We start from the raw sequence: 24,547 nt of genomic DNA, 5'->3' as shown, positions 1-24,547 counted from the left end.
GAGTCCTCCACGAGATGGGGCGCGGGGCCCGGCCAGGGCGGATGCGGGGCTGGCCGGGCCTTGCGTACGGGGGCTGGGGCGGGGTCAGACCTTGAGGGTGTCGTACTCGTGATTGGTGTCCGAGGAGCCTGCTTCCTTCTTGTAGGCGAAGCGGGTTGCCAGGTCGGGCACCTCGAACTGAGCGCGGTCGGTGAACAGCGGACCCAGCTCGATGCCGCCGAGCGTGGTGGCTTGCAGGCTGGTGGACTGGTCCAGGCGTTGCTTCACAGCGGGTTCCTTTCGTCGGTGGTGCTCTGGAGGGGGCGGGGGATGCCCGCATGGCCCGTGCCGGGCCGCCCAGCTGGGGGGGGGAGCCCACGGGTGGATGGTCAGGCCCGGCACGGGAGTCGTTAGGTGTTGTTCACCACGGCGATCAGGGCCGCGCCGAAAGCGACGACGACCAGCGACACCAGCGCGGTCGTGATGACCGTCTCCGCGAGCCGGGAGCGGTTCGGGCGCCGGGCGCGGTAGCGGTCCCAGCGGTTCACCACGGCGGGACCATGGCGTTCTTCAGCAACCGGCATGCTCCGGCCAACAAGTAGAGGCTGGCGGTGGGGTTGGTGAAGGCGCCGGTGAGCTGGTCGTGGTGGACGGCTCTGGCGTGCTGGATGCTGTCGGACAAGACAGCGCGGGCGCGCTGAGCTGCGGGGCTGCCGCCGCCCGTGACCGTCAGCCGTCTCTCGGCCGGGGTGATCAGCAGCGCGAGGTACGCGGTGAGTTCGTCGGCGACCTCATGGGCGAGGCGGCTGGTGGGGTCGGCGACGGCCAGGCCTTCGGCGCGGTGGATGGCGTTGTCGACGAGGGCGAGATCGAGGGGGTCGCCGACCTCGGGGTGGGGGGTCGTCATGGTCACCGCTGGTCCTCGCCCTCGGATGGAAGTCCGCTGAATCGCGTAACACCCACCCAATCGCAGCGAGTTGGGCCAGACCACGGCGTTCATGGGACACCCTTGGGACACCTTGGGGCGTTGTGGGTACAGCACAGCCAGTGGACGTGTCAGATGACGGGGGGCCGGGCCGATGACCTTGGGTGAACGGCGCAAAAGCCTGGGCTACAGTCAGGAACGGGCTGCCGAGATCCTCGCGGTGGACCGGCGGACGCTGGGCCGGTGGGAGTGCGGCAAGGCATCACCCCAGCCCTGCCAGCGCCCCGCACTTGCGCGGCTGCTCCAGGTCGGGCTGGACGAGCTGGACGTCCTGATCGGCCAGACACGCACCGGCACCGCTCAGGAGCCAGTCATGGTCACGCCGGGGGGCGTCTTCACTGCGGGGGTATCCGACGACATGATCCGACGTGAGTTTCTGCGCCTGGTCGCGGTGACCGGCGCCATGGCCAGCACGGGGGGCGAGGCTTGCGCCGACGACGGCGAAGCGGCCGATGTCCAGGCGGGGACTTTCGCCGCGATGAACGACCATCTCTGGCAGGTGTTCCTCCTGGCTCGCTCCAAGCAGGCGGTCTATCCGCTGGTGCATGACCAGACAGCCGCGCTCACCGACTCCCTCGCCGACGGCCGCAACAGTCGTTTGCTGATCGCGGCGGCCGGTGATCTGTTCCAGCTCGCCGGGGAGCTGGCCTTCGATCAGAACCGCTACACCGATGCCGCCGCCGCGTACGGCCTGGCCGCGTCCGCCGCCAAGGACTCCCAGGCCTACGACCTGTGGGCGTGCGGGCTCACGCGCCTTGCCTACGTCGACCTGTATGAGAACCGCTATGCGCAGGCCGTCTCGACACTCGGCGCCGCTGCACGCATCGCGCGTCGCGGCGACCCGCAGCTCTCCACCCGGCACTGGGTGGCTTCCGTCCAGGCTGAGGCGCACGCGGGACTCGGCGATCTCACCTCGTGCGAACGCGCCCTGGAACAGGCGCAGGAGGTCACCGCGGGCGGCGTGAGCGGCAATGGCGGCTGGCTGCGGTTCGACGGCTCACGCCTCGCGGAGGAACGTGGCGCCCGCTACGTCCGCCTGGGCCGCCTCGACCTCGCCGAACGCGCTCTCCAAGAGGCGCTGCGTCTGGACGGTCTCGCACCCGGCCTGTCGCTTCGACGCCGGGGCGCGGTCCTCACCGACTTGGCGGCGATCGGTGCGAAACGGCGGGACGTCGAGCAGCTCACCTCCTACGCCGGGCAGGCCCTTGGCATCGCCCATGAGTCTTCCTCCGGATACGTGGCTCGTAGACTCACCGGACTGCGCACCAGCTATGCGGCGCTGTCCGGTGACCCCCGAGTCGCTGAACTCGACGCCCAGATCGGTGTGCTGGCCGTGTGACCGACGAAGGGTGGACGTGGTGAGCGACAGCATCAAGGGCGCGAAGGTCTTCCGTGAGGCGTGGATCGCGGGGGTGCTCAAGCACTTCCCCGGTGAGCCCAAGCCCTCCTACATCACCCCGTGGGAAGACACCCCCGACTGGGAGCGTGCTGCGGCCGGCGCCGTCTTCGATCAGGTCGCCCAGTTCCTCACCCTGTCCGAAGGCCACGCCAAGCGGCTGACGCGTGAGCAGAAGAGCCGGTTCGTCGCCACCGCGTGGACCGCGCAGATGTATCGGCACTTCGGCGACCCCAAGCCCGCCTACGTGGCCGACTGGCCCGAGCTGCCTGCCTGGCAGCAGGAGACCGACGCCGACATCTTCGAAGCTGTCGAGACCGCCACCGACTCGGCGCCCGCGTCGTAGATCAGCGCATGGGAAGGGCCCGCCCCCTCGCGTGACGGGGGCGGGCCCTTTCCATGTGGTGCTGCTCAGGCTCTGGTGGTCAGGACGGTGCGGTACCAGACCGGATCGTGGGATTGCTCGGGCAGGACGCCGACCGGCTTGCCGGTGGAGCGCTCGGCTTGCTTGCGGGCTATCTCGCCGACGATGTGGGCGGCGGGCTGGATCTCCTCACGCGGGGTGAGGCGGTGCGACGGGGTTTGGTGGACATCTGCTGTGTCGGCGAACGATGCCGCCGTCGGCATCCCGACGGCGGCGAGCGCTGCGAAGACGATCGCGAGGGCTCGTAGGCGCACGCGCAGAGGCCTCGTCGACCTGCGGGTTCTCCTCGGTTATCTCCTGGACCCAGCCCCACGCGTACGGCACGGGCATCCACCGGTCGTGCCTGTGGATGAGGTTGATGGCGGCCTCCTTGCCGCTGTCGCCGCGCGCAGTCTCGTACAGGGAGACAGACGTGCAGGGCGTCGAGTTCATCACGCGTGGTTATCGGGCGGCCTTTCCATGGGCGGTGGTGAGTTGTGCGGGGACGCCGTGGCGGTAGCCCTCGCGTAGACGCTGGATGGTCTGTGCGTCGTGGTTGACGAAGTCCATGAGGCGTCGGTGGACGACGGCGGCGGGCACGCTGAAAAGATCGGCCTCGGCTTCGATCCACCCCGCGCACTCGTCACGTTCGGCGTCGCTGACCTTCGCGGCAGAGTCTTCGTCGTCGGGCTCGATGATCTCCGCGTCGTGGATCTGACCGTCGTCGTCAGTGACGCCAATTGGCTTCATTGACGTGTGGACGATCGGGCCGACGGTGACATCACTGACGCCAATTGGCGTCATGGGACGGGCCATCACGTGGGCGACGGCTCGGGGCCGTGACGCCATTTTGGCGGCCTGCTCGGCGACCTTGCGGGCGAGGTCGCGTAGCGCGGGAGGCTCGGGGCAGTCGGCGTCACGCGGGATGGCCTTGACGGCGCTGCGCAGTACGGCGGCGGTGGCCTTGCCGCCCGTGGCGTCGACGACGCCTTGGGCGAGCGCGGCGACGGCTTCGTCTCCCCAGTCGCGCTGGACCGCGACGAGTTCACGGGCCGGGCCTTCACCGATGACGCCAATTGGCGTATTGAACCCGGCGTACAGCCCGACTCGTCTGCCGCTTCTCCCCTCCGGGCCCGGCGCCCGCCGACGGCGTCCCGCACAGCACGCCGCGCGAGTCGATCCAGGCGCCCGGAACCTCAGGTCGTCGAGAGCCTCAGAACACCGAGAGGCCCGTCAGGGTCGTGAAACGGTCGAGCGCCGCCACTCCCGACACGGAGTTGCCGCGCTCGTCCAGACCCGGGCTCCAGACGCAGAGCGTGCAGTGGCCCGGGATGACGGCGATGATGCCGCCGCCGACGCCGCTCTTGCCGGGAAGGCCCACGCGGTAGGCGAAGTCGCCCGCCGCGTCGTACGTCCCGCAGGTGAGCATGATCGCGTTGACCTGCTTGGCCTGGCTGGAGCTGAGCAGGCGCGTGCCGTCGGCGCGGATGCCGTGGCGGGCGAGGAAGCCGGTGGCCAGGGCGAGGTCGGCGCAGGACGCCTCGACGGAGCACTGGCGGAAGTACTGGTCCAGCAGGACAGGCACCGGGTTGTCGATGTTTCCGTACGCCGCCATGAAATGGCCGAGCGCGGCGTTGCGGTCCCCGTGCGCGGACTCCGAGGCGGCGACGCTCTCGTCGATGGTGAGCCGGTCGTTGCCGCTCTCCGCGCGCAGAAGGTCCAGGAGTGTGCCCGCCGCGTCCCCGGTCTGGGTCTGGAGGCGGTCGGTGACGACGAGCGCGCCCGCGTTGATGAAGGGATTGCGCGGGATGCCGCTCTCGTACTCCAGCTGCACGAGCGAGTTGAAGGGGTTGCCGGAGGGCTCGCGGCCCACGTGGTCCCACAGCGCGTCGCCCTCGCGCGCCAGGTCGAGCGCGAGGGTGAACACCTTGGTGATGGACTGCGCGGAGAACGGCTGCCGCCAGTCGCCCACCCCGTACACGGTGCCGTCCGGCTCCGCGACGGCCATGCCGAAGCGGCGCGGGTCGCACGCGGCGAGCGCCGGGATGTAGTCGGCGGGCGTGCCGCGCCCCGGCGTCTTCTCGATCTCGGCCGCGATGCGGTCCAGGACCGGCTGATAGGTCTGGGGCGAGGTCATGATCGCCATTTTGCACTGGTTGCGGAGGTGCGGCCGAAATTGGCCGTAGCATGTCAAGAATCATGGGAGCGGCCCTTGTGGCCGCAAGGGGCCCATGCCTCAATGGGCGACGGCCGGGGTGCTGACGTGGCGTCAGTTCCCGTGCTTCCTTCCCCCCCCCGCATTCCCCCCACTTGAAGGCAGGACCCCATGAGGCATGGCATGCGCGTAATAGGCAGGAAAGGCAGACTCGGTGCCGTCAGGCCCGGCGGACTCGGCAGGCTCGGTGCCGGGTCGGCGCTCGGCGTCGGTCTTGTCGCCGTCGGCGCGATGGTGATGGCGCCCGCCGCCACCGCGGTCACCCCGGACACGGCCACTATCTCGTTCGACTGCGGGTCGTGGGGATCGGGTTCGGCGACGCTGAAGGCCACCCAGGACGGGACCGCCGCGACCATCAGCGTCTCCACCTCGGCGATCAGCGCCCCCATCGACATCGCCGCCAACTCGGTCGACTCGACACTCACGCTCACCAAGAACGGATCGGACACCGCGACCTTCACCGGCAGCTCCAACCCGGCCATTCCCGCCGGCGGCGAGGTGTCCACCGGACCGCTCGACGGGACCGTCGCCACCGGCGACAGCCTGGAGGGCAAGTCGCTGCAGGTCGTGGTCCTTGGGATCAGCGTGACCTGCAACGCCACATCGGCGCAGGCGCCGGGGCCGTTCGTCTTCTGACCCTTGTGCGGGTGGGGGCGGTGGCGCTCAGGTCCGAGCGCCACCGCCCCTTCCGCCGGGTCCCCCTGCCAGCGGGCGCCAGTACTGGTCCTTGGCCTCGTCCCGTACGACGTATCCCAGACCCTGCATCGTCTCCGCGAGGTCCCGGACGTCCTCCTTGGCCTCGCCCTTCAGTGCCGCCTTCCGCGCCGCGAGGACCGCGTGCGCCTCGGCGGGCAGGCCGGGAGCGCCGGGGATCCAGCGGTGGAACATGGGCGCGTGCGGGTCGGTGTCCTGCCAGGGGTAGCCGTGCGAGCGGAACGCCTCGGCCAGCGCCGGGGCCGCCGTCTTGTGCACGCCGCGCGTGAACTGGCGCGACGTCTCGTCCAGGACCACCAGCTCCTTGCCGTCCAGGAACACCGCGGAGACGCGGGTACGTTCGATGGTCCTCGTCACCTCGTGCTGCTCGGTCACCAGCTCCTGGTCGGTCAGCCTCAGCTTCAGGGTCTCGGCGAGCTCCGTGACGGCGAGGAGAACTCCGCCTGCCAGACCGACGCCCGTCACGATCGCCGTCTGCCACGGCTTGTCCAGCGAGCCGACGAACGTGATGCCGTCCCGCCAGGGCAGCACCGGCAGGTCACTCAGCCACCGGGCCAGGGGCGGCAGGGCGAGCCCCAGCAGCAGCCCCAGGATCGGCGTGCCGATGAGTATCGTCAGCAGGTCACCGCGCGGGTAACCGAGGACCGTCGTACGGTCCTTGCGGAGCGGGACGGGGGCGAGACGCTCTTCGCTGGTCATGTCCTCGACGCTAGGCGGGCGGGTGCCCGCGGGGGAGCGGCCGAAAGTCGATGAGCGGCAGACTTCGGTCGGTATCGCGGAGGCGCGGGCGGCTGCCCACCGCCCTCGGCCCGCTGCCCTCAGCTCACCGTCCTCAGTCCACCGGCATCAAGGTCAGATAGGCGAGGCCGAGCGCCTGCCGGTAGCCGCGCAGCCAGCTGGAGCGCTGGCGGTCGACCTTCTCGCGGGTCTCGGCGGCAAGGGGGTGGCCGGAGTGCGTGGCCAGCCATTCCTCCACGTCCGCGCGGTAGCCGGACTCGAACGCCTCCCACTCCTCCGCGCTCGCCGTCTCCACCCACACCGGCCGGAAGCCCGCGGCGATCGCCACGTCCACGAGGTCACCCAGGTGGAGGTGTTCGCCGGCGTGGGCGCCCGGCCACATCGCGGAGAGCTCGTCGGAGGTGGGCGTGCGCTGCCAGAAGCCTTCGCCGAGCACGACACTGCCACCGGGGTTGACCAGGCCGCGCAGCGCGCGCAGAGCCGCCTCGGTGTGGCCGGGCGGCTCGGTGGCACTGAGCGCGTGGCTCGCTCCCAGGCACAGGACGAGATCGGCGGGGCCGCGGGTGGTGTCCGTCGCCGATTCCTCGACGAAGGAGACCCGTTCCGCCAGGCCGCGCTCCTTGGCGGCGGCGCGGCCCCTGGCCAGGTCCTCGCCCGACAGATCGACGCCCACGCCGGTGGCGCCCGGGGCGGCTTCGAGGGCACGCAGCAGCAACTCGCCCCAGCCGCAGCCGAGATCGAGGACCGAGCCGGTGCCCGGCGCGACGCGCTCGACGAGGCGCGCGGCCCGCGCCTCGGAGAGCGGGCCGTGGAAGGTGAGGCGCGTAAGACGGGGCGGCAGGTCCGATGCGGCGGTCCCGCCGGACGGGGAGGAGAGGGCGGTATCGGTCATGGGCGCGGACGCTATCCGGTCAACTCGTACCGGGGCGAGCGACTTTCGCCGCGGGGCGCCGGGGCGCCGGGGCGCCGGGCCGTCGGCCGACCGCCGTGGGGCGCCGGACGGCCTCACCCACCGAAGCTTCCGTCGATCGACACCATCATGGCGGCCGGACGGCCACGTACGTCGTCGAGCGCCCAAGAAGCGCTCGTCACACCGGTGCTGCGGCGGGCAGAGGGCTGTGGTGCGGGTGGCCATCGTGGCGGCCGGGCGTCCAGGTACGTCGTCGAGCGTCCATCAAGCGGCCGTCAGGCACCGGTGGTGCCGGGCGGCCATCGTCGCGGGCCGGCGTACCTTGTCGAGCGCCCATCAAGCGCCGGGCCGTCGGCCGTGGGGCAGCCGTGGGGGTAGTCGTCAGGTCTCGTCCGGGCCTGACTCGTTTTCCTGTTCCCGTACGTTCTTGGTTCGTGAGCCCACCGTTACGAGCACGCCGAGCGCCGTGCCCGCCAGGGCGGCCGGCACCATCCAGTTGCGGTTGAACGTGTGGCCGAGCGCGGAGTCGGCGGAGTAGGCGCCGGGGCCCGTGACGGCGAGGGCCGCGGCGACCATGCCGAGGAACGCCGGGTACTCGTAGCCGCCGCCCTGGCTGAAGAAGCCGTTGGGGGCGTGCACCGCCGTCGCCCCGGCCATGGCGCCCGCCGCGGCGGAACCGGCGGCGGGGGTGGCCAGGCCCAGCGCGAGCAGCGTGCCGCCGCCCGCCTCGGCGAGCCCCGCGATGACGGCGTTCGCCTTGCCGGGCCTGTAGCCGATGGACTCCATGAAGGCGCCGGTGCCTTCGATGCCGTGCCCGCCGAACCAGCCGAACAGCTTCTGGGCGCCGTGTGCGGCGAGGACGCCGCCGGTCCCGACACGGAGCAGCAGAAGGCCCAGGTCGCGTCGGTCGAAGCAGGAACTGGTCATGGCTCTGTCTCCTGGGGTGGGGGCCCGGGTGGCGGTGCTCGTCACGCGGTGCTTGTCACCCCACCGTCCGTCAGAGCCCTGCCGCACACCCCGCTCAAGCGGCCGTACGAGTGACCCCGTCCGGTGGCGCGGCGGGGCGGCCGGTGTGAGCGTGGGTGCATGAGCATTCAGGTAAACCGGCTCTCCGACCCGACGGTCAGGGCCTTCGTCACCGCCGTGAACGCCCACGACCAGGCCGCCTTCCAGGCCCTGCTCGCCCCCGGCGCGACCATGTCCGACGACGGTTCCGACCGGGACATCGCCGACTGGACGGACCGCGAGATCTTCTCCCCGCACGGCCACATGGACGTGGAGAACGAGTCGGACGCCGGGCGCGTGCTGCTCGTCACGTTCCGCAACGACACGTGGGGTGAGATGCGGACCAAGTGGCAGTTCACCGTCGACGACGACGGGAAGGTCTCCCGGTTCGAGACGGGGCAGGCCTGACGAGGCGCACTGCCTCGCGCCGGGCTTCCCGGGTGACCCCTGGGCCCACCCGGCCGAACGGGCCTACTCCCCGATCGGCACCGCCGCCCCGCTCACCCGTACCCTCGCGTCACCTTCCCGCAGGCTGACCGTGAGCACCCCGGGGCGTCCCATGTCCGCGCCCTGGTGCAGGGTGAGCTCCGACTCGGCGGGGACCAGGCCCAGTTCGCGCGCGTACGCACCGAACGCGGCCGCCGCCGCGCCCGTGGCGGGGTCCTCCACCACGCCGCCCACCGGGAACGGGTCGCGTACGTGGAACGTCAACTCCGATTCCCGCCAGACCAGTTGGACCGTGGTCAGCTCCAGGCGGCGCATCAGGGCCGCGAGGCGATCGAAGTCGTACGACAGGTCGGCGAGGCGCTCGCGCGTCGCGGCGGCCAGGATCAGATGGCGGGCGCCCGCGTAGGCGAGACGGGGCGGCAGCGCCGGGTCGAGGTCGTCCGCCGGCCAGTCGAGCGCGGCCAGGGCCTCGGCCAGGTCGGCCGCCGTGACCTCGTCGACGCGCGGTTCGACGCTGGTGAGCGTGGCCCGCAGGGTGCCGTCCGCGTCGGTCACGGTCACCGGCACCGTGCCCGCCTGCGTGGAGAAGACGAAGTCGCCCGCGCCGCCGCCCCGTTCGGCCAGGGCGACCGCCGCCGCCACCGTCGCGTGCCCGCAAAAGGAGACCTCGGCCTTCGGGCTGAAGTAGCGCACGTCGTAGGAGCGCGTGCCGGCGGAGCGGCCGTCCCCGGCAGCGGAAGCGGACGCGGGGAACAGGAAGGCCGATTCGCTGTACCCCACCTCCGCGGCGATCCCCAGCATCGCCGCATCATCGAGACCGGCGGCGTCGAGCACGATCCCGGCGGGGTTGCCGCCCGCCGGGTCGGTCGCGAACGCGGTGTAGCGCAGCACGTCAGGAGAGAGGGCGCCGGGGGAGGAGATGTCTGCTGAATTCGTCGTCATGTCGCAGGGCAACCGTTCCGCGACCCCGATCATTCCCGCTGCTCCCCAGCGCGGGTCCCCACCGGCCGTCACGGAGCGGCTGCCCTGCCCCCTCCCCTTCACAGTGGCTGATGAGCCGTCAGTGGCAGCTCTTGTAACCGGGGTTGCTGTTCGTCCAGGAGCAGGAGTCCTTGAGCGAACCGCTCGGCTTGATGAGGCGGGCCTTGTCGCTGGTGTTGTTCCAGACGTACGAGCCGCGGCCCCAGTAGCGGACGCCGGACGCGTTGGTGCCCTTGCCGGTGCGGACCTTGACCGTCTTGCCGGCGCCGATCTTGTAGCTGCCGAAGGTGTACGTGTAGCCGGTGTTGTCCTTCAGCTTGTAGCCCTTGAGCTGGACCGCCGAGCCGGAGTTGTTGTGGATGTTCACCCACTCCGCATTCAGCGAGGAGTTGGAACGGGAGTCGCGGCCCGGGCTGTCGAACTGGATGTACCCGAGGTGCAGTCCGCCCTGGTGCGCGGCCGCGGTCGCGGGGGACGCGGCGAGCAGAGGGGCCGCGAGTGCGGCCGCGGCGAGGATGGCCGGGGCAGCGGAACGTATGCGCAAGGTGTGCTCCGAGTGTGCTGTGAGAGTGCTCTGAATGTGGAGTTCTCGTGGAGGGCTCGCTGAGCATACGGGGTGTGATGCGCGTAATTGACGCGGGACTTCCCATTCCGTTTGTGTAGATGTGGGCCGACCGTGATTGCGGGGTCACGGTCGGCCACGTCACGGCCGGCCAGGGGCGCCGGTGGCTAACCCCGCCCGATGAAGGGCATGTTGGTCGCCAGCACCGTCGCGAACTGCACGTTCGCCTCAAGGGGCAGCTCCGCCATGTGGCGCACCGTCCGCGCCACGTCCGACACGTCCATCACCGGCTCGGGAGCCAGCTCCCCGTTGGCCTGGAGGATCCCGGTCCGCATCTGCTCGGTCATGTCCGTCGCCGCGTTGCCGATGTCGATCTGGCCGCAGGCGATCCGGTAGGGGCGGCCGTCCAGGGAGAGGGACTTCGTCAGGCCGGTCAGCGCGTGCTTCGTCGCCGTGTACGCGATGGAGCGCGGGCGCGGGACGTGCGCGGAGATCGAGCCGTTGTTGATGATGCGGCCGCCCTGCGGGTCCTGCTCCTTCATCTGACGGAAGGCGGCCTGCGCGCACAGGAACGCGCCGTTGAGGTTCGTGTCGACGACGTGCCGCCACGCGTCGTACTCCAGTTCGTCGACGGGCACGCCGCCCGGGCCGAACGTCCCGGCGTTGTTGAAGAGGAGGTCGAGACGGCCGAAGCGGTCGCGCACGGTCGCGAAGAGCGCGGCCACATCATCGGGCCGCGAGACGTCGGTGCGCACGCACAGGGCGTCGGTCTCGGCCGGGGCATTCGGCTCGGCGGATTTCTCGGCGTGCGGGACGGGCCGCACGGCCGCGCCCTCCGATACTCCGGCCGCGATCGCCGCCGTCTCCTCCAGCGTCTCCTTGTGGCGCCCCGCGAGCGCCACGGACCATCCGGCCCGCAGCAGTTCGACCGCCACGGACCGGCCGATCCCGGAGCCCGCGCCGGTCACCACAGCGGTCTTCGTCTGTCCAGTTGGCTCAGCGTTCATGGCCCCGCAGCGTACGTGAGGCTCGTCCACGCGGACATCATCGTCCCGCCATCCGGGTGTTGTGTACGCGACAGGCGCGCGTCGTCCCCCACCACTTGCATGCCCGTGACACCAATCGTCAGGGGAGGGCCATATGACACCCGCAGGCCAGCAGGACACAGCCGAAATCCAAGCCGCCGCGAGCCGCTTGGGCCGCCGTCGTTTCCTCACCGTCACCGGAGCCGCCGCCTCGCTCGCCTTCGCCACCAACCTGCCGACGGCGGGCGCAGCGAGCGCCGCCGAGCTGGACGCGCGGAAGATCGCCGACAACCCGTTCACGCTCGGCGTGGCATCCGGCGACCCGCTGTCCGGCTCGGTCCTGCTCTGGACCCGCCTCGCCCCGTCCCCGTACGAACCGGGCAACGGTCTGCCCGCCGAGCGTGTCATCGTCCAGTGGGAGCTCGCCCACGACGCCCGCTTCCGCCGCATCGCCAGACGCGGTTCCGTGAACGCCCACCCCGAGTTCAACCACACCGTGCACGTCGAGGTGAACAACCTCGACGCCGGGCGGACCTACTACTTCCGCTTCAAGACGGGGAAGTGGATCAGCGAGACCGGCCGGACCCGCACCGCCCCCGCGGCCGGCAGCAGGGTCAGCTCCCTGACGCTCGCCGCCGTGTCCTGCCAGGCGTACCACGACGGCTACTTCACCGCGTACAAACACCTGGCGCAGGACGACGTCGACGTCGTCTTCCACCTCGGCGACTACCTCTACGAGTACGCGGTGAGCGCGGTCGGCGGCGCCCGCAACTACACCGACCGCACGCTCCCCGCGCTCTACAACCGCGAGACGCAGACGCTTGAGGACTACCGCCTGCGGTACGCCCTCTACAAGTCCGACCCGGATCTGCGCGCCGCGCACGCCGCGCACCCCTTCGTCGTCACCTGGGACGACCACGAGGCCGAGAACAACTACGCGGGCGACCTCGACGAGAACGGCAACCCGCCCGCCGAGTTCCTCGTCCGCCGCGCCGCCGCCTACCGCGCGTACTGGGAGAACCAGCCGCTGCGCAGCCCCCAGCAGCCGCAGGGCCCGGACCTGCAGCTCTACCGCCGTGTGCAGTGGGGCAGGCTGGCCCAGTTCGACGTCCTGGACACCCGGCAGTACCGCTCCGACCAGGTGTACGGCGACGGTACGCATGTCCCGGGGCCCGAGTCGACGGACCCGAAGCGCACGCTCACCGGGGCCACCCAGGAGCGCTGGCTCATCGACGGCTGGCGCCGCTCGCGGGCGCTGTGGAACGTCGTGCCGCAGCAGGTCAACTTCTCCCAGCGCAAGCTCGACCTCAACGCGGTGGCGAAGGTCAGCATGGACGCCTGGGACGGCTACACCGCATCCCGCGACCGCGTCCTGGCGGGCGCGGCGTCGGCCGGGATCGAGAACCTGATGGTGCTCACGGGCGACGTGCACGTCGCGTACGCCTACGACATCAAGGCCGACTTCGACGACCAGGCGTCCAGGACGGTCGGCACGGAGATCGTCGCCACGTCCATCGCCAGCGGCAAGGACGGCGCCGACAAGCCCGCGAACTGGGACACCTACACCAAGGCCAACCCGCACATGAAGTTCTACAACGGGCGGCGCGGCTATGTGACCGTCGCTCTCGGACAGAAGTCCGCGCGCGCCGACTTCAAGACCGTGTCGGCGGTGACCACGCCGGGGGCGCCCCTCACCACGGCCGCGTCCTTCGTGACGGAGGCGGGGAACCCGGGGCTGAAGCCGGCCTGACCCTCCTTGCCCAGCGGTCCGCGGGGCCGCGCTCACTCGCCCGGGTAGCGCACCCCGATCCGCTCCCGTACCGCGTCCAGGGTCCGCATCACGGCGAGGGTGCCGTCCAGTGGGACCAGGGGTGACTCGGTGTCGCCCGCGCGCAGGCGGTGCATGACCTCGGCGGCCTCGTGCTTGAGGCTGTCGCGGGGGCCGTGCTCGGGGACGGCCGTGAACTCCTCGGGGTCACGGCCGTCGCGGTGCAGCACGAAGCGGTCCGGGAAGAAGAAGCCGTTCGGTACGTCGATGCGGCCCCGCGAACCGGTGACGGAGGCGGTGACGGGGGTGCCCGCGTTGATGGAGCAGTGCAACAAAGCGTGAGCACCGCTCTCCCACGAGAGCAGCATTCCCGTCTGGAGATCAACGCCCTCGTCCGAGAGCGCCGCTCTCGCGCTCACCCCCGAAGGCTCCCCGAGCAGCAGCTGCGCGAACGACACCGGGTACACCCCGAGATCGAGCAGCGAGCCACCGCCCTGCGCCGGGTCACGGAGGCGGTGCGCCGGCGGGAAGGGCCCGGCGAGCCCGAAGTCGGCCTGCACGGTCCGCACCTCGCCGATCGCCCCGTCGTCGACCAGCGCCTTCAGCCGCCTGATCAGCGGATGGCAGTACATCCACATGGCCTCCATCAGGAAGAGGCCGCGCCGCCGGGCGAGCGTCACCATCTCCAGAGCCTCGCGCGCGTTCAGCGCGAACGCCTTCTCGCAGAGCACCGCGCGGCCGGACTCCAGGCAGAGCCCCGCCGCCGCCCGGTGCGAGGCGTGCGGCGTCGCCACGTACACGACGTCGACGTCCTTGTCCTCGGCGAGCGCACCCCACTCCCCGTACGCGCGCGGTATCCCGAACCGCTCGGCGAACGCCTTCGCCGACGCGTCGGTCCGGGACGCCACCGCGACCACCTCCGCGTCCGGCATGTCGAGGAGGTTCGCCGTGAACGACGCGGCGATCCCGCCCGTCGCGAGGATGCCCCAGCGCACGGGCTCACGGTCGTCTTCCACCACAGGGGCCCCTGTTCCTACCGCGGAGTACCGCGGGAAATGGTCTCAACCAGCACAGCTGAGCTGAGAGCATAGGTAATCGCACGCCTAATCGGGAGGGAATCCGTATGCCGGAGCACGGCAGCCGCACCACGAGTGGGTCAGAAGGCCCCCTCATACGGCAGTCCCGGACGGTGGAGAGCGACGTGGCCCCGGCCGCTCCCGCCCGCACCGCCCAGCGCCGCACCGGCATCCTGGTCACCCTCGTGCTCGGCGGTCTCACGGCGGTGCCGCCGCTCTCCATGGACATGTACCTCCCGGCGCTCCCGGAGGTCACCCGCTCGCTGCACACCTCCGCCGCGACCGCGCAGCTCACCCTCACCGCCTGCCTCACCGGCATGGCGCTCGGGCAGCTCGTCGTCGGGCCGATGAGCGACAAGTGGGGGCGCCGCAGGCCGCTGCTCATCGGGCTCCTGGTCTACATCCTCGCCACCGCGATCTGCGCCTTCGCGCCCACCGCTGAACTCCTCATCGCCTTCCGCCTGTTGCAGGGCCTGGCGGGCGCCGCGGGCATCGTCATCGCCCGCGCCGTCGTCCGTGACCTCTACGACGGTGTGGAGATGGCCCGCTTCTTCTCCACCCTCATGCTGATCTCCGGGGTCGCCCCGGTCATCGCGCCCCTCATCGGCGGCCAGGTCCTGCGCTTCACCGACTGGCACGGCATCTTCGCCGTCCTCACCGTGGTCGGCATCGCCCTGACGGTGCTGGTCTGGCGGTCCCTGCCCGAGACGCTCGCCCCCGAGAACCGGCACAGCGGCGGCACCGTCGAGGCGCTGCGCACCATGAAGTCGCTCCTCGCCGACCGCGTCTTCACCGGGTACATGATCGCGGGCGGCTTCGCGTTCGCCGCGCTGTTCGCGTACATCTCCGCGTCGCCGTTCGTCATCCAGGAGATCTACGGCGCCTCCCCGCAGACCTTCAGCCTGCTCTTCGGCGTGAACTCCATCGGCCTGATCGCCGTCGGGCAGATCAACGGCAAGTTCCTCGTCGGCCGGGTCAGCCTCGACAAGGCGCTCGCCTTCGGCCTGACGGTCATCGTCCTCGCCGCCACCGCGCTGCTCGTCATGACCTCGGGGGTCTTCGGGCACGTCGGCCTGATCCCCGTCGCCGCCGGGCTCTTCGTCCTGATGTCGGCGATGGGCCTCGCGATGCCCAACACGAACGCCCTCGCCCTGATGCGCACCCCGCACGCCGCCGGATCCGCGTCGGCGCTGATCGGCACGTCCTCGTTCCTCGTCGGCGCGATCGCCTCCCCGCTGGTCGGCATCGCGGGCGAGGCCACGGCCGTCCCGATGGCCGTGGTGCAGCTCGTCTGCGGCCTTGCGGCCATCGGCTGCTTTCTGGGACTGTGCCGCCCCTGGCAGCACTCGGCCAGGCCGAACCGGGAGGGGACGGACCACTGACCGCGCCACGCCTGCTGCGCGCCGGGACGCCGGACCGCGCGGGCCTCGACACGGACGAGATGGCCCACCTCGTACGCGAGGTGCGCGCACTGACGCGCGGTGAACGCCCCTGGTGCGCGGGCGCCGTCGTGCTCGCCGGACGCGGCCCGGTGATCGCCGTAGAGGAGGCGGTGGGCCGTGCGGTGCGCTACGCCGCGTACGACCCGGAGAAGGACGCCGGGGTCGAACTGCCGCCCGCCGAGCAGGTGTTGACCCGCACCGGCACCCCCTTCGACCTGGCCTCGCTCACCAAGCTGTTCACCACGGTCGCCACGATGCAGCAGCTGGAGCGCGGCACACTCGGCATCGACGCGCTGGTCTCCGCGTACGTCCCCGAGTTCACGGCGGCCGCCGAGCACGGCATCACGGTGCGCCAGCTGCTCACGCACACCTCGGGCCTGCGCCCCGAACTCCCGCTGTACGACTGCCCGGACGACGCCGCGCGCCTCGCCGCCCTGCGTGCGGAGGCGCCGACGGGTCCGCCGGGCGACCACCGCTACTCCGACCTGAACATGCTGCTCCTCCAGCACGTCCTGGAGCGCCTCACGCGCCGCCCGCTCGACGAGCTCATCCGTGAGGGCATCACCCGGCCGCTCGGCATGACGGCCACCGCCTTCGGGCCGCGCCCCGACGCCGCGGCCACCGAGGACCAGCGCAGGCCCTGGGCCAAGGCCGACCGGGGGATGCTGCGGGGCGAGGTGCACGACGAGAACGCCTGGGCGCTGGGCGGCGTCGCGGGCCACGCCGGGCTCTTCTCCACCGCGCGCGACCTCGCGGTCTTCTGCCGCGCGCTGCTGTGCGGCGGCTCGTACGGCACGGCGCGCATCCTCGGCCCGGACTTCGTGGAGCTGATGCTGACGCCGCCGGGTCTTGGCTTCGGCCTCGACCAGGCGTGGTTCATGGGGAGCCTCGCGGGGCGCGGTGCGGCGGGGCACACGGGGTTCACCGGGACGTCACTGGTGATCGACCCCGCCACGGACACGTTCCTGATCCTCCTGGCGAACACGGTTCATCCACGCAGGGGGCGCGCCGACAGCGGGCCTCGGGCCCAGGCCGCCACCCGGCTGGCCCGTGCGGCCCGCTGAGCGCGGGGCTCTGCTGGGGGGGCAGTGGTTCACCTGCGGGCCGGTGGGGGCCGGTCGCGCAGTTCCCCGCGCCCCTTACGGGGCCCGGTCGCACCATGTGTCACAGCGCCGCGCCCCTTACGGGGCGCCCCGCGCCTGCCGGACGGCCCCGTAGAATCACGGGGTGAACGCCCCGATTTCCCCGGCATCCCCCGCCGAGACCCTGCGCACCGCCCTCGCCGGGCTCCTCGACGGGCTTCCGCCCAAGCAGGCCGCGCAAGCCGTCGACCGGCTGATCGCCAACTACCGGGGCCTCACCCCGACCGACGCCCCGATCCTGCGTGATCGCGCCGACGTCGCCGCGTACGCCGCGTACCGCATGCCCGCGACCTTCGAGGCGGTGTGTTCCGCGCTCGGCGCCCTGGCGGACGCGGCGCCCGAGGGGTGGGCGCCCGGCAGCCAGGTGGACGTCGGCGGCGGGACCGGCGCGGCGACCTGGGCGGTGAGCGCGACCTGGGCCGGCGAGCGGCCCGTCACGGTCCTCGACTGGGCCGAACCCGCCCTCGCCCTGGGCCATGAACTGGCCGCGGCGAACCCATGGTTGAAGGCCGTGCAGTGGCAGCGCTCTCGTATCGGATCGGCGCTCACCATCGAGAGCACCGATCTCGTCACGGTGTCGTACGTCCTCAAGGAGCTGACCGAGTCCGACCGCCGGTCCCTCGTGGACGCGGCGGCGGCAGCCGCGCGGCAGGCCGTCGTCATCATCGAGCCGGGCACCCCCGACGGCTACACGCGGATCATCGAGGCCAGGGACCGGCTCATCGAGGCCGGTTTCCGCATCGCCGCCCCCTGCCCGCACAGCTCCGCCTGCCCGATCGTGCCCGGCGAGGACTGGTGCCACTTCTCCGCCCGCGTCAGCCGCTCCTCCCTGCACCGGAAGGTCAAGGGCGGGTCCCTGGCGTACGAGGACGAGAAGTTCAGCTATGTGGCGGCGGTCCGCTTCGACGCGGATCCGGCGCCGAAGCGAGTGGTGCGCAGGCCGCAGATCCGCAAGGGCCAGGTCCTGCTCGACCTGTGCGCGGCGGACGAGACCCTGCACCGCGAGACGGTGACCAAGCGCCACGGGCCGCTGTACCGCGCGGCCCGTGACGCGGAGTGGGGCGACACCTGGCCGCCCCACCAGGAGGGCTAGCGGGAGCAAGCCGGCGGGAGCCGGCCAGGGCTAGCCGCGCAGCTCCTGCGTGCAGCACTTCACGCTGCCGCCGCCCTTGAGCAGCTCGCTCAGGTCCATGACGACGGGTTCGTAGCCACGCTCCCGCAGCGGCCCGAAGAGACCGACCGCGGCCTGCGGGAGCAGCACGTGCAGGCCGTCCGAGACCGCGTTGAGCCCGAGCGCCACCGCGTCCGGCTCCTCGGCGATCAGCGCGTCGGGGAAGAGGCGCCGCAGGACCGCCTGACTGCCCGGCGAGAACGCGGGCGGGTAGTACATGACGTCGTCCGTCGCGTCGTCGAGCACGGCGAGCGCCGTGTCCAGGTGGTAGTAGCGGGGGTCGACGAGATCGAGCCCGAGCACCGGGCGGCCGAAGAACTCCTGCGCCTCCCCGTGCGACAGGGGGCTGGCCCGGAAGCCGCGCCCGGCCAGGACGTACGAGGACGTGACGGCGAAGTCGCCCTCGCCCTCGTTGATGTGGGTGGGTTCGTGGAGGTCCGTGAAGCCGTGCTCCCTGAACCAGTCCAGGTGGGCGACGGCCTCGGGGCCGCGCTCCGGATGGGCGAACCGCGCGCCCAGCACCCGGCCCCCGATGACGGTCGCGCCGTTCGCGGCGAAGACCATGTCCGGCAGGCCCGGACGCGGGGTGAGCTCCTCGACGGTGTGGCCGAGCGAGCGGTAGCGGTCGCGCAGATCCTCCCACTGGGCGATGGCCAGCGGGACGTCGACCGGTTTCGAGGGATCCATCCAGGGGTTGATGGAGTACGTGACCTTGAAGTGTGCCGGTGAGCACATCAGATAGCGCCGGGGTGTGGCGCGACGAGGAAATCGGGTCAACGAGGGCTCCTCACGTACCGCGGGGGTCAGAGGCTGCCCGGAGTGGGGCAGTTGCTGCCCATGGTGCGGTCTGGGGAGCCCCCGCGCTGTGATCTGAACGGGTGGTTCATCGAGTGGCCCACCCGCGTTTACGAGACGGTACGTCTCGGCTCGCTCGCTGCTACATTCGACGACATGGCCACGAAATCCGCCCCTGACTCCAAGCGCCGCAGCGAACGCTCGCGCCGCGCGATCTATGACGCCGCCCTCGACCTGGTCGCCGAGGTCGGCTACGGCAAGCTCACGATCGAGGCGATCGCCGCCCGCGCGGGCGTGGGCAAGCAGACGATCTACCGCTGGTGGCCGTCCAAGGGCGCTGTCCTGCTCGACGCCTTCGTGGACCTCGGCGAGCAGGCGCACCAGGAGGCGAGCGACAGCACCGGCCACGAGCTGACCCCGACCGCGATCCCGGACTCCGGAGACCTGGAGGCGGACCTCAAGCTCGTCATGCGGGCCACCATCGACGAGTTCAAGAACCCCAAGTACGACGCACCCTGGCGGGCACTCGCCGCCGAGGGCATGCTCAACACGGAGCTCGGCGCCGAGTACGTGGAGAAGCTCCTGGAGCCCGGACTCCAGATGTACGTGCGGCGCATCGAGATCGCCCAGGAGGCCGGCCAGGTCGCGCCCGAGGTGGACCCCCGCATCGCCCTGGAGCTGTGGACGGGCCCGCTCGCCCAGCGCTGGATGCAGCGCACCGGCCCGCTCACGCACGAGTACGCCGACAAGCTCGTCGAATACGCCCTCTACGGAATCGCGCCGCGCTGATCACACACCCTTCGACGGCGTCCGCGCCAGCAGCCCCGGCGCATCCGTGATCACGCCGTTGCAGCCGAGCCGCAGAGCCCGGTCGCGCTGGCGCGGTGTGGTCACCGTGTGCGCCCACACCCGGGGGACCCCGGAGTAGACCGCGCGCAGGAGATCCACGTCCCGCGCCTTGTGATCCACGTCCAGGACGTCCACGAACCCCGCCCATAGCGCGGGCCGGTCCGTGCGCATCTGCGCCTTGGAACGCCACAGCTGCGCGAGCAGGCCCATGCCGTGGGCGCGCGCGGCGACGCGGGGCTCGTTCGAGTTCACGAACACCGAGCGCGTCAGGCCGCGTGCGCGGATCAGCGAGCCGAGCGTCCGCAGGCTGCGCGGATCCTTCGCCTCCAGCATCAGCACGATCCGGCCGCCGAAGCGGTCGAGGATCTCGGCGACCGTCGGCGGACGCTCGGCGCGCCAGCTCCCGGGCAGGCCGGCCCGCGGGCGCAGCCGCACCTTCCGCCACTGGCCCAGGGTGAGCGAACGCACCGGCCCCTTGGACGTCGTCGTACGGTCCAGGGTCTCGTCGTGCATCGCCACGAGGGTGCCGTCGCGCAGTATCCGGGTGTCGACGTCGATGACCTGGGCCGTACCGCGTTGGTAGGCCGCCACCAGGCCGGACATGCTGTTCTCCGGCACCTCCAGGGCGCCGCCGCGGTGTGCGGTGTAGGTGACGCGGGGGAGGGCCTCCACCGTCAGGGGGCCGCCGCCGCCCCATTCGAGCGGGGTGAGCGGTCCGGCGGGCGCCGCGAGAGCCAGTGTGGCGAGGCTCATGAATCCCGACAGTCCCGTGAGCACAGTCCTGGTGACCATGGCGAACACGGTAGGGGGCTAAATCCCTGATTAGTACGGAATGACGCGCGGTGTCACCCTGCGCCTTGCATCACCTCAGCTACCCCGGATGTGGGCTCTGGCCCCCCGAGGAGCAGGATGGTGCGACCATGGGAGATGCTTCTCGGCACACATGCGAGGTGAGGGGATTGATGGGCGCGGAGTTCGGCCGCCGGTCCGGCGGGCAGAGCAGGATTTCCCAGTGGCTTCGCCGACGTCCCCGACCGGACGACACGGCAGGTGACGAAGCGGGCCGCGAGGCCCTGCTGGTCGCCGCGGCGGCAGCGGGTCTGCCGCTCTCACCGGCCGCGCACCCCTCCGCGTACCGATGTTCCTGTGACCGCATCGGCTGTCCCACCCCCGCCAGGCATCCCCTCTCCTTCGCCTGGCAGACGCAGTCCACCACCGACCGCGGGCAGATCGAGCGCTGGGCCAGGCATCAGCCGCAGGCCAACTTCATCACCGCGACCGGCATGGTGCACGACGTCCTCGACGTGCCGCTGGCCGCCGGGCGCGAGGCGCTCGCCAGGCTGCTCGCCGACGGCATCGACGTGGGCCCCGTCGCCGAGTCCGAGGGCACCATGGACGAGGGGCGGATGCTCTTCTTCACGCTCACCCGCGGTACCCCCGAGGACGAGGACGAGTGGTGGCCCTGCGAGCTGGACTGCCACCCCGAGACCACGAACGAACATCCCGGCTTCCGCTGGCACTGCCGCGGTTCGTACGTCCTCGTGCCGCCCGCGCGACTCCCCGGTGACCTGGCGGTCCACTGGATCCGCGGCCCCGAGCACGCGCTCCCGGACCCACTGACGCTCCTGGAGACGCTCACCGACGAATGCGCCCGCGTCGCGGGCGAGCCCCAGCACGAGGTCGCCGCCTGGCCGTTGAGGGGCTGACGCCCGTGCGCGGGGTCGCCTCCAGAACCGGCGGCTAGTCGCCCTGCGCGCCCGTCAGGCCCTGGATGCGGCTCAGGAACGTCACCTTGCCCGAGCCCGCCGGGTCGACGACGAGCTGGTTGGAGACGCGCTCCAGCGTCATCGACTGCTTGACCTCACCCTTCAGGAGCGGCTTAACGTCGGGCGCGACGGGGATGTTCACGCCCTTCGCCGCGGTCCGCTTCTCGTAGTGGTGCGTCGAGAAGAAGACCATCGCCCCGCCGTCCTGGGTGCGCAGGCCCACCGGCGCGAACGTCCCGTCGTTCCGCGGCTCGTCGATGTACTGGACGGCTATGCCGCGGCGCTTGGTGTTCTTGTCGCGGAACGCCTTCCACGTCGACGTGTGGTCGCCCGGCGCGAACGTGTCGCCGCCCGACTTCAGATACGTCGTGTACTCCTCGCCGAGGTCCTTCGGCGCCACCGCGAGACCCGGGGAGTTCACCTCGACCGGCTCGGCCCAGCCGTCCTTGTCCTTCTTCAGGGCGGGCACCTTGCCGGGCGACACCAGATTCAGGTACGACGCCTCCCACAGCTGGTCCTTGCTGCCCTTCGTGAAGACGAGCAGCCAGCGCATGTCAGCGCGGCGGTTGGCACGCGTGTCGGCGACGAACCACCGGGGCCAGCCGGCCTTCTTGGGGATCGAGAACTTCGCATCCGTCAGCTCGAGCGGCACCTGGCCGGGATTGCCGTTCGGGTGCTGGGCGCCGTTCGACTTCAGGCCCGCCTGGTTGATGGCGCTCAGCGGACCGGTGACCCGGGCGGCGTCCAGCGCCGGGTCGTACGCCTTGTCCGCCTTGTTGTACGCGGTGAGGAAGTCCTGCAGTGCGCGGTCGGCCTCAGCCTTCGTCGCCGCCGGGACGACTTCCCGCTCCCCGTGCACCGTCACGCACCCGCTCGCCGTCACCGTCAGTACGGTCACCGTCGACGCCACCATCGCGTACCGGACCGGACGTCGCGACCGGACCTGCCGCATCGGAGTGCGCTGCCTTGGAAGCCTGCTCATGCGTTGCGTTCACCTTCCCCTTCCCGGGCCCGAACCCTACCGGGGCGAAGAAGAACGCGAGCGTCGGGATCAGGTACAGCAGCCACACCGTGACCTGGACGACCGTCGGGTCCGGCTGGAAGTTGAGGACGCCCTTCAGGAGGGTGCCGTACCAGCTGTCCGGTGGGATCGTCGCGCTGATGTCGAACGCCTTGTTCTGCAGGCCGCCGAGGAACTCCGCCTCCTGCAGGTCATGGACGCCGTACGCGAGGACCCCCGCCGCCACGACCACCAGCATGGCGCCGGTCCAGGTGAAGAACTTCGCCAGGTTGATGCGGACCGTGCCCTTGTAGAACAGCCAGCCCAGCGCGATCGCCGTGACGAGGCCCAGGAGCACGCCGATCAGCGGACCGTGCGTACCGTCGTTGGACGCCCGCACCGACGCCCACACGAACAGCGCGGTCTCCAGGCCCTCCCGGCCCACGGCCAGGAACGCGGTGGCGACCAGCGCGCCCGTGCCCATCTGCAGCGCGGCGTCCAGCTTGCCGTGCAGCTCCGCCTTGAGATGACGGGCCGTACGCCGCATCCAGAAGACCATCCACGTCACCAGCGCGACGGCGAGGATCGACAGCGAACCGCCCAGCGCCTCCTGCGCCTTGAACGTCAGCTCCTGCGAACCGAACGTGAGCGCGCAGCCGAAGCCGAACGCGATCCCGCACGCGACGCCGATGCCCAGCCAGATGGGCTTGAGGGCGTCGCGGCGGTCCGTCTTCACCAGATAGGCGATGAGGATGCAGACGACCAGGCTGGCCTCGAGACCCTCGCGCAGGCCGATCAGGTAGTTACCGAACATGTCTGTCAGATCCCCTCAGCCGAACAGTGCCCGGCCCCACCAGTCGTCCTTGTCGCGGACGCCCGGCGGGATCGCGAAGACCGCGGAGCCCACGTGCTGGATGTACTCGTTGAGTGCGTCGGAACGCGACAGGCTGCGCTGCACCGGGATGAAGCCCGTGCGGACGTCCCGCTGGTACGCGAGGAAGAAGAGCCCCGCGTCCAGGCGGCCCAGACCGTCGGTGCCGTCCGTGAAGGAGTAGCCGCGGCGCAGGATCGTCGCACCGTCGTTGCTGTCCGGGTGCGCGAGCCGGACGTGCGAGGTGGGCTTCATCGCCTTCAGGAACGGCTTGTCGTGCTCCTTGGCCTTGCCGACCGGTGCGCCTTCGCCCTTGTCGCGCCCGAAGATGTCCTCCTGCTCACCGAGCGAGGTCCGGTCCCAGGTCTCGACGTTCATGCGGATGCGGCGCGCGACGAGGTACGAGCCGCCGGTCATCCAGCCGGGCCCGTCCTTCTCGCCGACCCACACGTGCTCGGCGAGCGCGGAGTTGTCGTCGCCCGAGACGTTGCGGGTGCCGTCCTTGAACCCGAAGAGGTTGCGCGGCGTCTGCGCGCCCGGCGTCGTCGACGAGGTCTTGCCGAAGCCGAGCTGCGACCAGCGCACCGCGACCTTGCCGAAGCCGATGCGGGCGAGGTTGCGGATGGCGTGCACGGCGACCTGCGGGTCGTCCGCGCAGGCCTGCACGCAGAGGTCGCCGCCGCCGCGGGACTTGTCGAGGTTGTCGCCGGGGAACTTGGGGAGGTCCACGAGGGCTTCGGGGCGCCGGTCCGCGAGACCGAACTTCTCGAAGAGGCCGGGACCGAAGCCGATGGTGAGCGTCAGCCGTGACGGCTTGAGGCCCAGCGCCTCGCCCGTGTCGTCCGGCGGCGCCTCGGTGAGACCGCCGTAGGCGCCCTCACCGACCTCGTGCCCCGCGGTCATCCGCGCGGCGGCCTTCGTCCAGTCCTTCAGGAGCTGCACGAACTCCTCGCGGTCGTCCGTCTTCACGTCGAACGCGGCGAAGTGCAGCCGGTCCTGGACGGGCGTCGCGATGCCTGCCTGGTGCTTGCCGAGGAAGGCGACCGCGCCGCCCGCCGACGCGGCGGGCACGGCCTCGTCCCCGGAGCGGGCCACGGCGACCGCGCCCCCGGTGACGGCGGCGCCGAGCGCGAGCCCCGCACCGCCCCAGCCGAGCAGCGAACGCCGGGAAGGGGAGGAGGGAGAAGGGGAGGAGGGAGAGGAAGCGGAAGCAGCGCCGGCGTCGTGGCCCGCCTCGTCCGGCACGGCCGCGCTGCCGCTGTCGCTGCCGCTGCCGGTGTCGGTGTCGTTCGTGGTGTCGGTCATCG

28 protein-coding genes are annotated in these 24,547 nt (G+C 71.3%); 10 read left to right on the top strand and 18 right to left on the bottom strand.

Features of this window, described 5'->3' with window-relative positions; all coding sequences use genetic code 11:
- Positions 1-84: 84 nt before the first annotated feature.
- The 3 genes from AB0E78_RS03095 to AB0E78_RS03085 form a co-directional block, all read right to left on the bottom strand.
- Positions 85-267, bottom strand: coding sequence for a hypothetical protein (locus AB0E78_RS03095; RefSeq protein ID WP_361827458.1), 183 nt, complete (start codon positions 265-267; stop codon positions 85-87).
- A gap of 122 nt (positions 268-389) precedes the next feature.
- Positions 390-530 (bottom strand): hypothetical protein, encoded by a 141-nt coding sequence (locus tag AB0E78_RS03090; RefSeq protein ID WP_361827455.1) that lies wholly within the window; start codon positions 528-530, stop codon positions 390-392.
- Positions 524-886, bottom strand: coding sequence for a hypothetical protein (locus tag AB0E78_RS03085; protein WP_361827453.1), 363 nt, complete (start codon positions 884-886; stop codon positions 524-526). The genes AB0E78_RS03090 and AB0E78_RS03085 overlap by 7 nt, the downstream gene beginning before the upstream one ends.
- Positions 887-1,058: 172 nt before the next feature.
- On the opposite strand from AB0E78_RS03085, the gene AB0E78_RS03080 reads away from it, so the two are divergent.
- Together AB0E78_RS03080 and AB0E78_RS03075 are read left to right on the top strand one after the other, a co-directional pair.
- Positions 1,059-2,303: a helix-turn-helix transcriptional regulator gene (locus AB0E78_RS03080; protein WP_361827450.1), complete on the top strand. Its 1,245-nt coding sequence runs from the start codon at positions 1,059-1,061 to the stop codon at positions 2,301-2,303.
- Positions 2,304-2,322: 19 nt separating this feature from the next.
- Positions 2,323-2,706: a hypothetical protein gene (locus AB0E78_RS03075; protein WP_361827448.1), complete on the top strand. Its 384-nt coding sequence runs from the start codon at positions 2,323-2,325 to the stop codon at positions 2,704-2,706.
- A gap of 65 nt (positions 2,707-2,771) precedes the next feature.
- Here the strand turns inward: AB0E78_RS03075 and AB0E78_RS03070 are convergent, their stop codons facing one another.
- From AB0E78_RS03070 to AB0E78_RS03060, 3 genes are all read right to left on the bottom strand, one after another.
- Positions 2,772-3,038 (bottom strand): hypothetical protein, encoded by a 267-nt coding sequence (locus tag AB0E78_RS03070; protein WP_361827446.1) that lies wholly within the window; start codon positions 3,036-3,038, stop codon positions 2,772-2,774.
- A gap of 187 nt (positions 3,039-3,225) precedes the next feature.
- The gene (locus AB0E78_RS03065; RefSeq protein ID WP_361827443.1) at positions 3,226-3,567 is read right to left on the bottom strand and encodes a hypothetical protein; all 342 of its coding nucleotides are present in this window, start codon (positions 3,565-3,567) and stop codon (positions 3,226-3,228) included.
- 409 nt (positions 3,568-3,976) lie between these two features.
- Positions 3,977-4,909 carry a glutaminase gene (locus tag AB0E78_RS03060; protein ID WP_361827441.1) on the bottom strand — a complete coding sequence of 311 codons (933 nt, stop codon included), beginning with the start codon at positions 4,907-4,909 and terminating at the stop codon, positions 3,977-3,979.
- Between the two features lie 192 nt (positions 4,910-5,101).
- Between AB0E78_RS03060 and AB0E78_RS03055 the strand changes: the two genes are divergently transcribed.
- Positions 5,102-5,614 (top strand): hypothetical protein, encoded by a 513-nt coding sequence (locus AB0E78_RS03055; protein WP_361827438.1) that lies wholly within the window; start codon positions 5,102-5,104, stop codon positions 5,612-5,614.
- A 27-nt stretch (positions 5,615-5,641) separates the two neighbouring features.
- Here AB0E78_RS03055 and AB0E78_RS03050 read toward each other — a convergent pair whose 3' ends face one another.
- The 3 genes from AB0E78_RS03050 to AB0E78_RS03040 form a co-directional block, all read right to left on the bottom strand.
- Positions 5,642-6,391 (bottom strand): hypothetical protein, encoded by a 750-nt coding sequence (locus AB0E78_RS03050; RefSeq protein WP_361827435.1) that lies wholly within the window; start codon positions 6,389-6,391, stop codon positions 5,642-5,644.
- A gap of 133 nt (positions 6,392-6,524) precedes the next feature.
- A complete protein-coding gene (locus AB0E78_RS03045) occupies positions 6,525-7,322 on the bottom strand; it encodes a class I SAM-dependent methyltransferase (RefSeq protein ID WP_361827432.1) in 798 nt (265 codons plus the stop codon).
- Positions 7,323-7,721: 399 nt separating this feature from the next.
- Positions 7,722-8,267 carry a DoxX family protein gene (locus AB0E78_RS03040; protein WP_361827431.1) on the bottom strand — a complete coding sequence of 182 codons (546 nt, stop codon included), beginning with the start codon at positions 8,265-8,267 and terminating at the stop codon, positions 7,722-7,724.
- A gap of 159 nt (positions 8,268-8,426) precedes the next feature.
- Between AB0E78_RS03040 and AB0E78_RS03035 the strand changes: the two genes are divergently transcribed.
- On the top strand, positions 8,427-8,753 hold the full coding sequence (locus AB0E78_RS03035; protein WP_361827428.1) for a nuclear transport factor 2 family protein: 327 nt from the start codon (positions 8,427-8,429) through the stop codon (positions 8,751-8,753).
- A gap of 63 nt (positions 8,754-8,816) precedes the next feature.
- Here AB0E78_RS03035 and AB0E78_RS03030 read toward each other — a convergent pair whose 3' ends face one another.
- The 3 genes from AB0E78_RS03030 to AB0E78_RS03020 form a co-directional block, all read right to left on the bottom strand.
- Positions 8,817-9,734, bottom strand: a complete 918-nt coding sequence (locus tag AB0E78_RS03030; protein ID WP_361827426.1) for a PhzF family phenazine biosynthesis isomerase — start codon at positions 9,732-9,734, stop codon at positions 8,817-8,819.
- 118 nt (positions 9,735-9,852) lie between these two features.
- Positions 9,853-10,317 carry a lamin tail domain-containing protein gene (locus AB0E78_RS03025; protein ID WP_361827424.1) on the bottom strand — a complete coding sequence of 155 codons (465 nt, stop codon included), beginning with the start codon at positions 10,315-10,317 and terminating at the stop codon, positions 9,853-9,855.
- A 185-nt stretch (positions 10,318-10,502) separates the two neighbouring features.
- Positions 10,503-11,342: an SDR family oxidoreductase gene (locus AB0E78_RS03020; RefSeq protein ID WP_361827422.1), complete on the bottom strand. Its 840-nt coding sequence runs from the start codon at positions 11,340-11,342 to the stop codon at positions 10,503-10,505.
- A gap of 133 nt (positions 11,343-11,475) precedes the next feature.
- Here AB0E78_RS03020 and AB0E78_RS03015 point away from each other — a divergent pair, with 133 nt between their 5' ends.
- Entirely contained in the window at positions 11,476-13,110 is a 1,635-nt protein-coding gene (locus AB0E78_RS03015; RefSeq protein ID WP_361827419.1) for an alkaline phosphatase D family protein, read from the top strand.
- 32 nt (positions 13,111-13,142) lie between these two features.
- Here AB0E78_RS03015 and AB0E78_RS03010 read toward each other — a convergent pair whose 3' ends face one another.
- Positions 13,143-14,144, bottom strand: a complete 1,002-nt coding sequence (locus AB0E78_RS03010) for a Gfo/Idh/MocA family oxidoreductase (protein ID WP_361827417.1) — start codon at positions 14,142-14,144, stop codon at positions 13,143-13,145.
- Positions 14,145-14,329: 185 nt separating this feature from the next.
- Between AB0E78_RS03010 and AB0E78_RS03005 the strand changes: the two genes are divergently transcribed.
- The 3 genes from AB0E78_RS03005 (at position 14,330) to AB0E78_RS02995 (ending at position 17,881) form a co-directional block, all read left to right on the top strand.
- Positions 14,330-15,586, top strand: a complete 1,257-nt coding sequence (locus AB0E78_RS03005) for a Bcr/CflA family multidrug efflux MFS transporter (protein ID WP_361827416.1) — start codon at positions 14,330-14,332, stop codon at positions 15,584-15,586.
- A complete protein-coding gene (locus AB0E78_RS03000) occupies positions 15,541-16,710 on the top strand; it encodes a serine hydrolase domain-containing protein (protein ID WP_361828496.1) in 1,170 nt (389 codons plus the stop codon). Before AB0E78_RS03005 ends, AB0E78_RS03000 begins: the two co-directional genes overlap by 46 nt.
- 163 nt (positions 16,711-16,873) lie before the next feature.
- A complete protein-coding gene (locus AB0E78_RS02995) occupies positions 16,874-17,881 on the top strand; it encodes a small ribosomal subunit Rsm22 family protein (RefSeq protein WP_361827413.1) in 1,008 nt (335 codons plus the stop codon).
- A 30-nt stretch (positions 17,882-17,911) separates the two neighbouring features.
- On the opposite strand, the gene ddaH is transcribed toward AB0E78_RS02995, so the two are convergent.
- A complete protein-coding gene (gene ddaH / locus AB0E78_RS02990) occupies positions 17,912-18,736 on the bottom strand; it encodes a dimethylargininase (protein WP_361827410.1) in 825 nt (274 codons plus the stop codon).
- A gap of 174 nt (positions 18,737-18,910) precedes the next feature.
- Here ddaH and AB0E78_RS02985 point away from each other — a divergent pair, with 174 nt between their 5' ends.
- Positions 18,911-19,543: a TetR/AcrR family transcriptional regulator gene (locus tag AB0E78_RS02985; protein WP_361827408.1), complete on the top strand. Its 633-nt coding sequence runs from the start codon at positions 18,911-18,913 to the stop codon at positions 19,541-19,543.
- On the opposite strand, the gene AB0E78_RS02980 is transcribed toward AB0E78_RS02985, so the two are convergent.
- Positions 19,544-20,395 (bottom strand): glycerophosphodiester phosphodiesterase, encoded by an 852-nt coding sequence (locus AB0E78_RS02980; RefSeq protein ID WP_361827405.1) that lies wholly within the window; start codon positions 20,393-20,395, stop codon positions 19,544-19,546. It abuts the gene before it with no gap.
- Between the two features lie 170 nt (positions 20,396-20,565).
- On the opposite strand from AB0E78_RS02980, the gene AB0E78_RS02975 reads away from it, so the two are divergent.
- Positions 20,566-21,309, top strand: a complete 744-nt coding sequence (locus AB0E78_RS02975; protein ID WP_361827402.1) for a bifunctional DNA primase/polymerase — start codon at positions 20,566-20,568, stop codon at positions 21,307-21,309.
- 34 nt (positions 21,310-21,343) lie between these two features.
- Here AB0E78_RS02975 and AB0E78_RS02970 read toward each other — a convergent pair whose 3' ends face one another.
- Genes AB0E78_RS02970 through efeB form a run of 3 tightly spaced genes read right to left on the bottom strand, consistent with a single transcriptional unit; the run spans position 21,344 to position 24,545 of the window.
- Positions 21,344-22,282, bottom strand: a complete 939-nt coding sequence (locus AB0E78_RS02970; RefSeq protein ID WP_361828494.1) for a hypothetical protein — start codon at positions 22,280-22,282, stop codon at positions 21,344-21,346.
- Positions 22,185-23,183, bottom strand: coding sequence for an iron uptake transporter permease EfeU (gene efeU / locus AB0E78_RS02965; RefSeq protein ID WP_361827400.1), 999 nt, complete (start codon positions 23,181-23,183; stop codon positions 22,185-22,187). Before efeU ends, AB0E78_RS02970 begins: the two co-directional genes overlap by 98 nt.
- Positions 23,184-23,198: 15 nt before the next feature.
- A complete protein-coding gene (gene efeB / locus AB0E78_RS02960; RefSeq protein ID WP_361827398.1) occupies positions 23,199-24,545 on the bottom strand; it encodes an iron uptake transporter deferrochelatase/peroxidase subunit in 1,347 nt (448 codons plus the stop codon).
- Positions 24,546-24,547 lie beyond the last annotated feature (2 nt).

The organism is Streptomyces sp. NPDC032198 (genome assembly GCF_040636975.1).
Lineage (GTDB): Bacteria > Actinomycetota > Actinomycetes > Streptomycetales > Streptomycetaceae > Streptomyces.
Note: the sequence above shows the minus strand (reverse complement) of the source record. Positions and strands in the feature narration are given on the sequence as shown.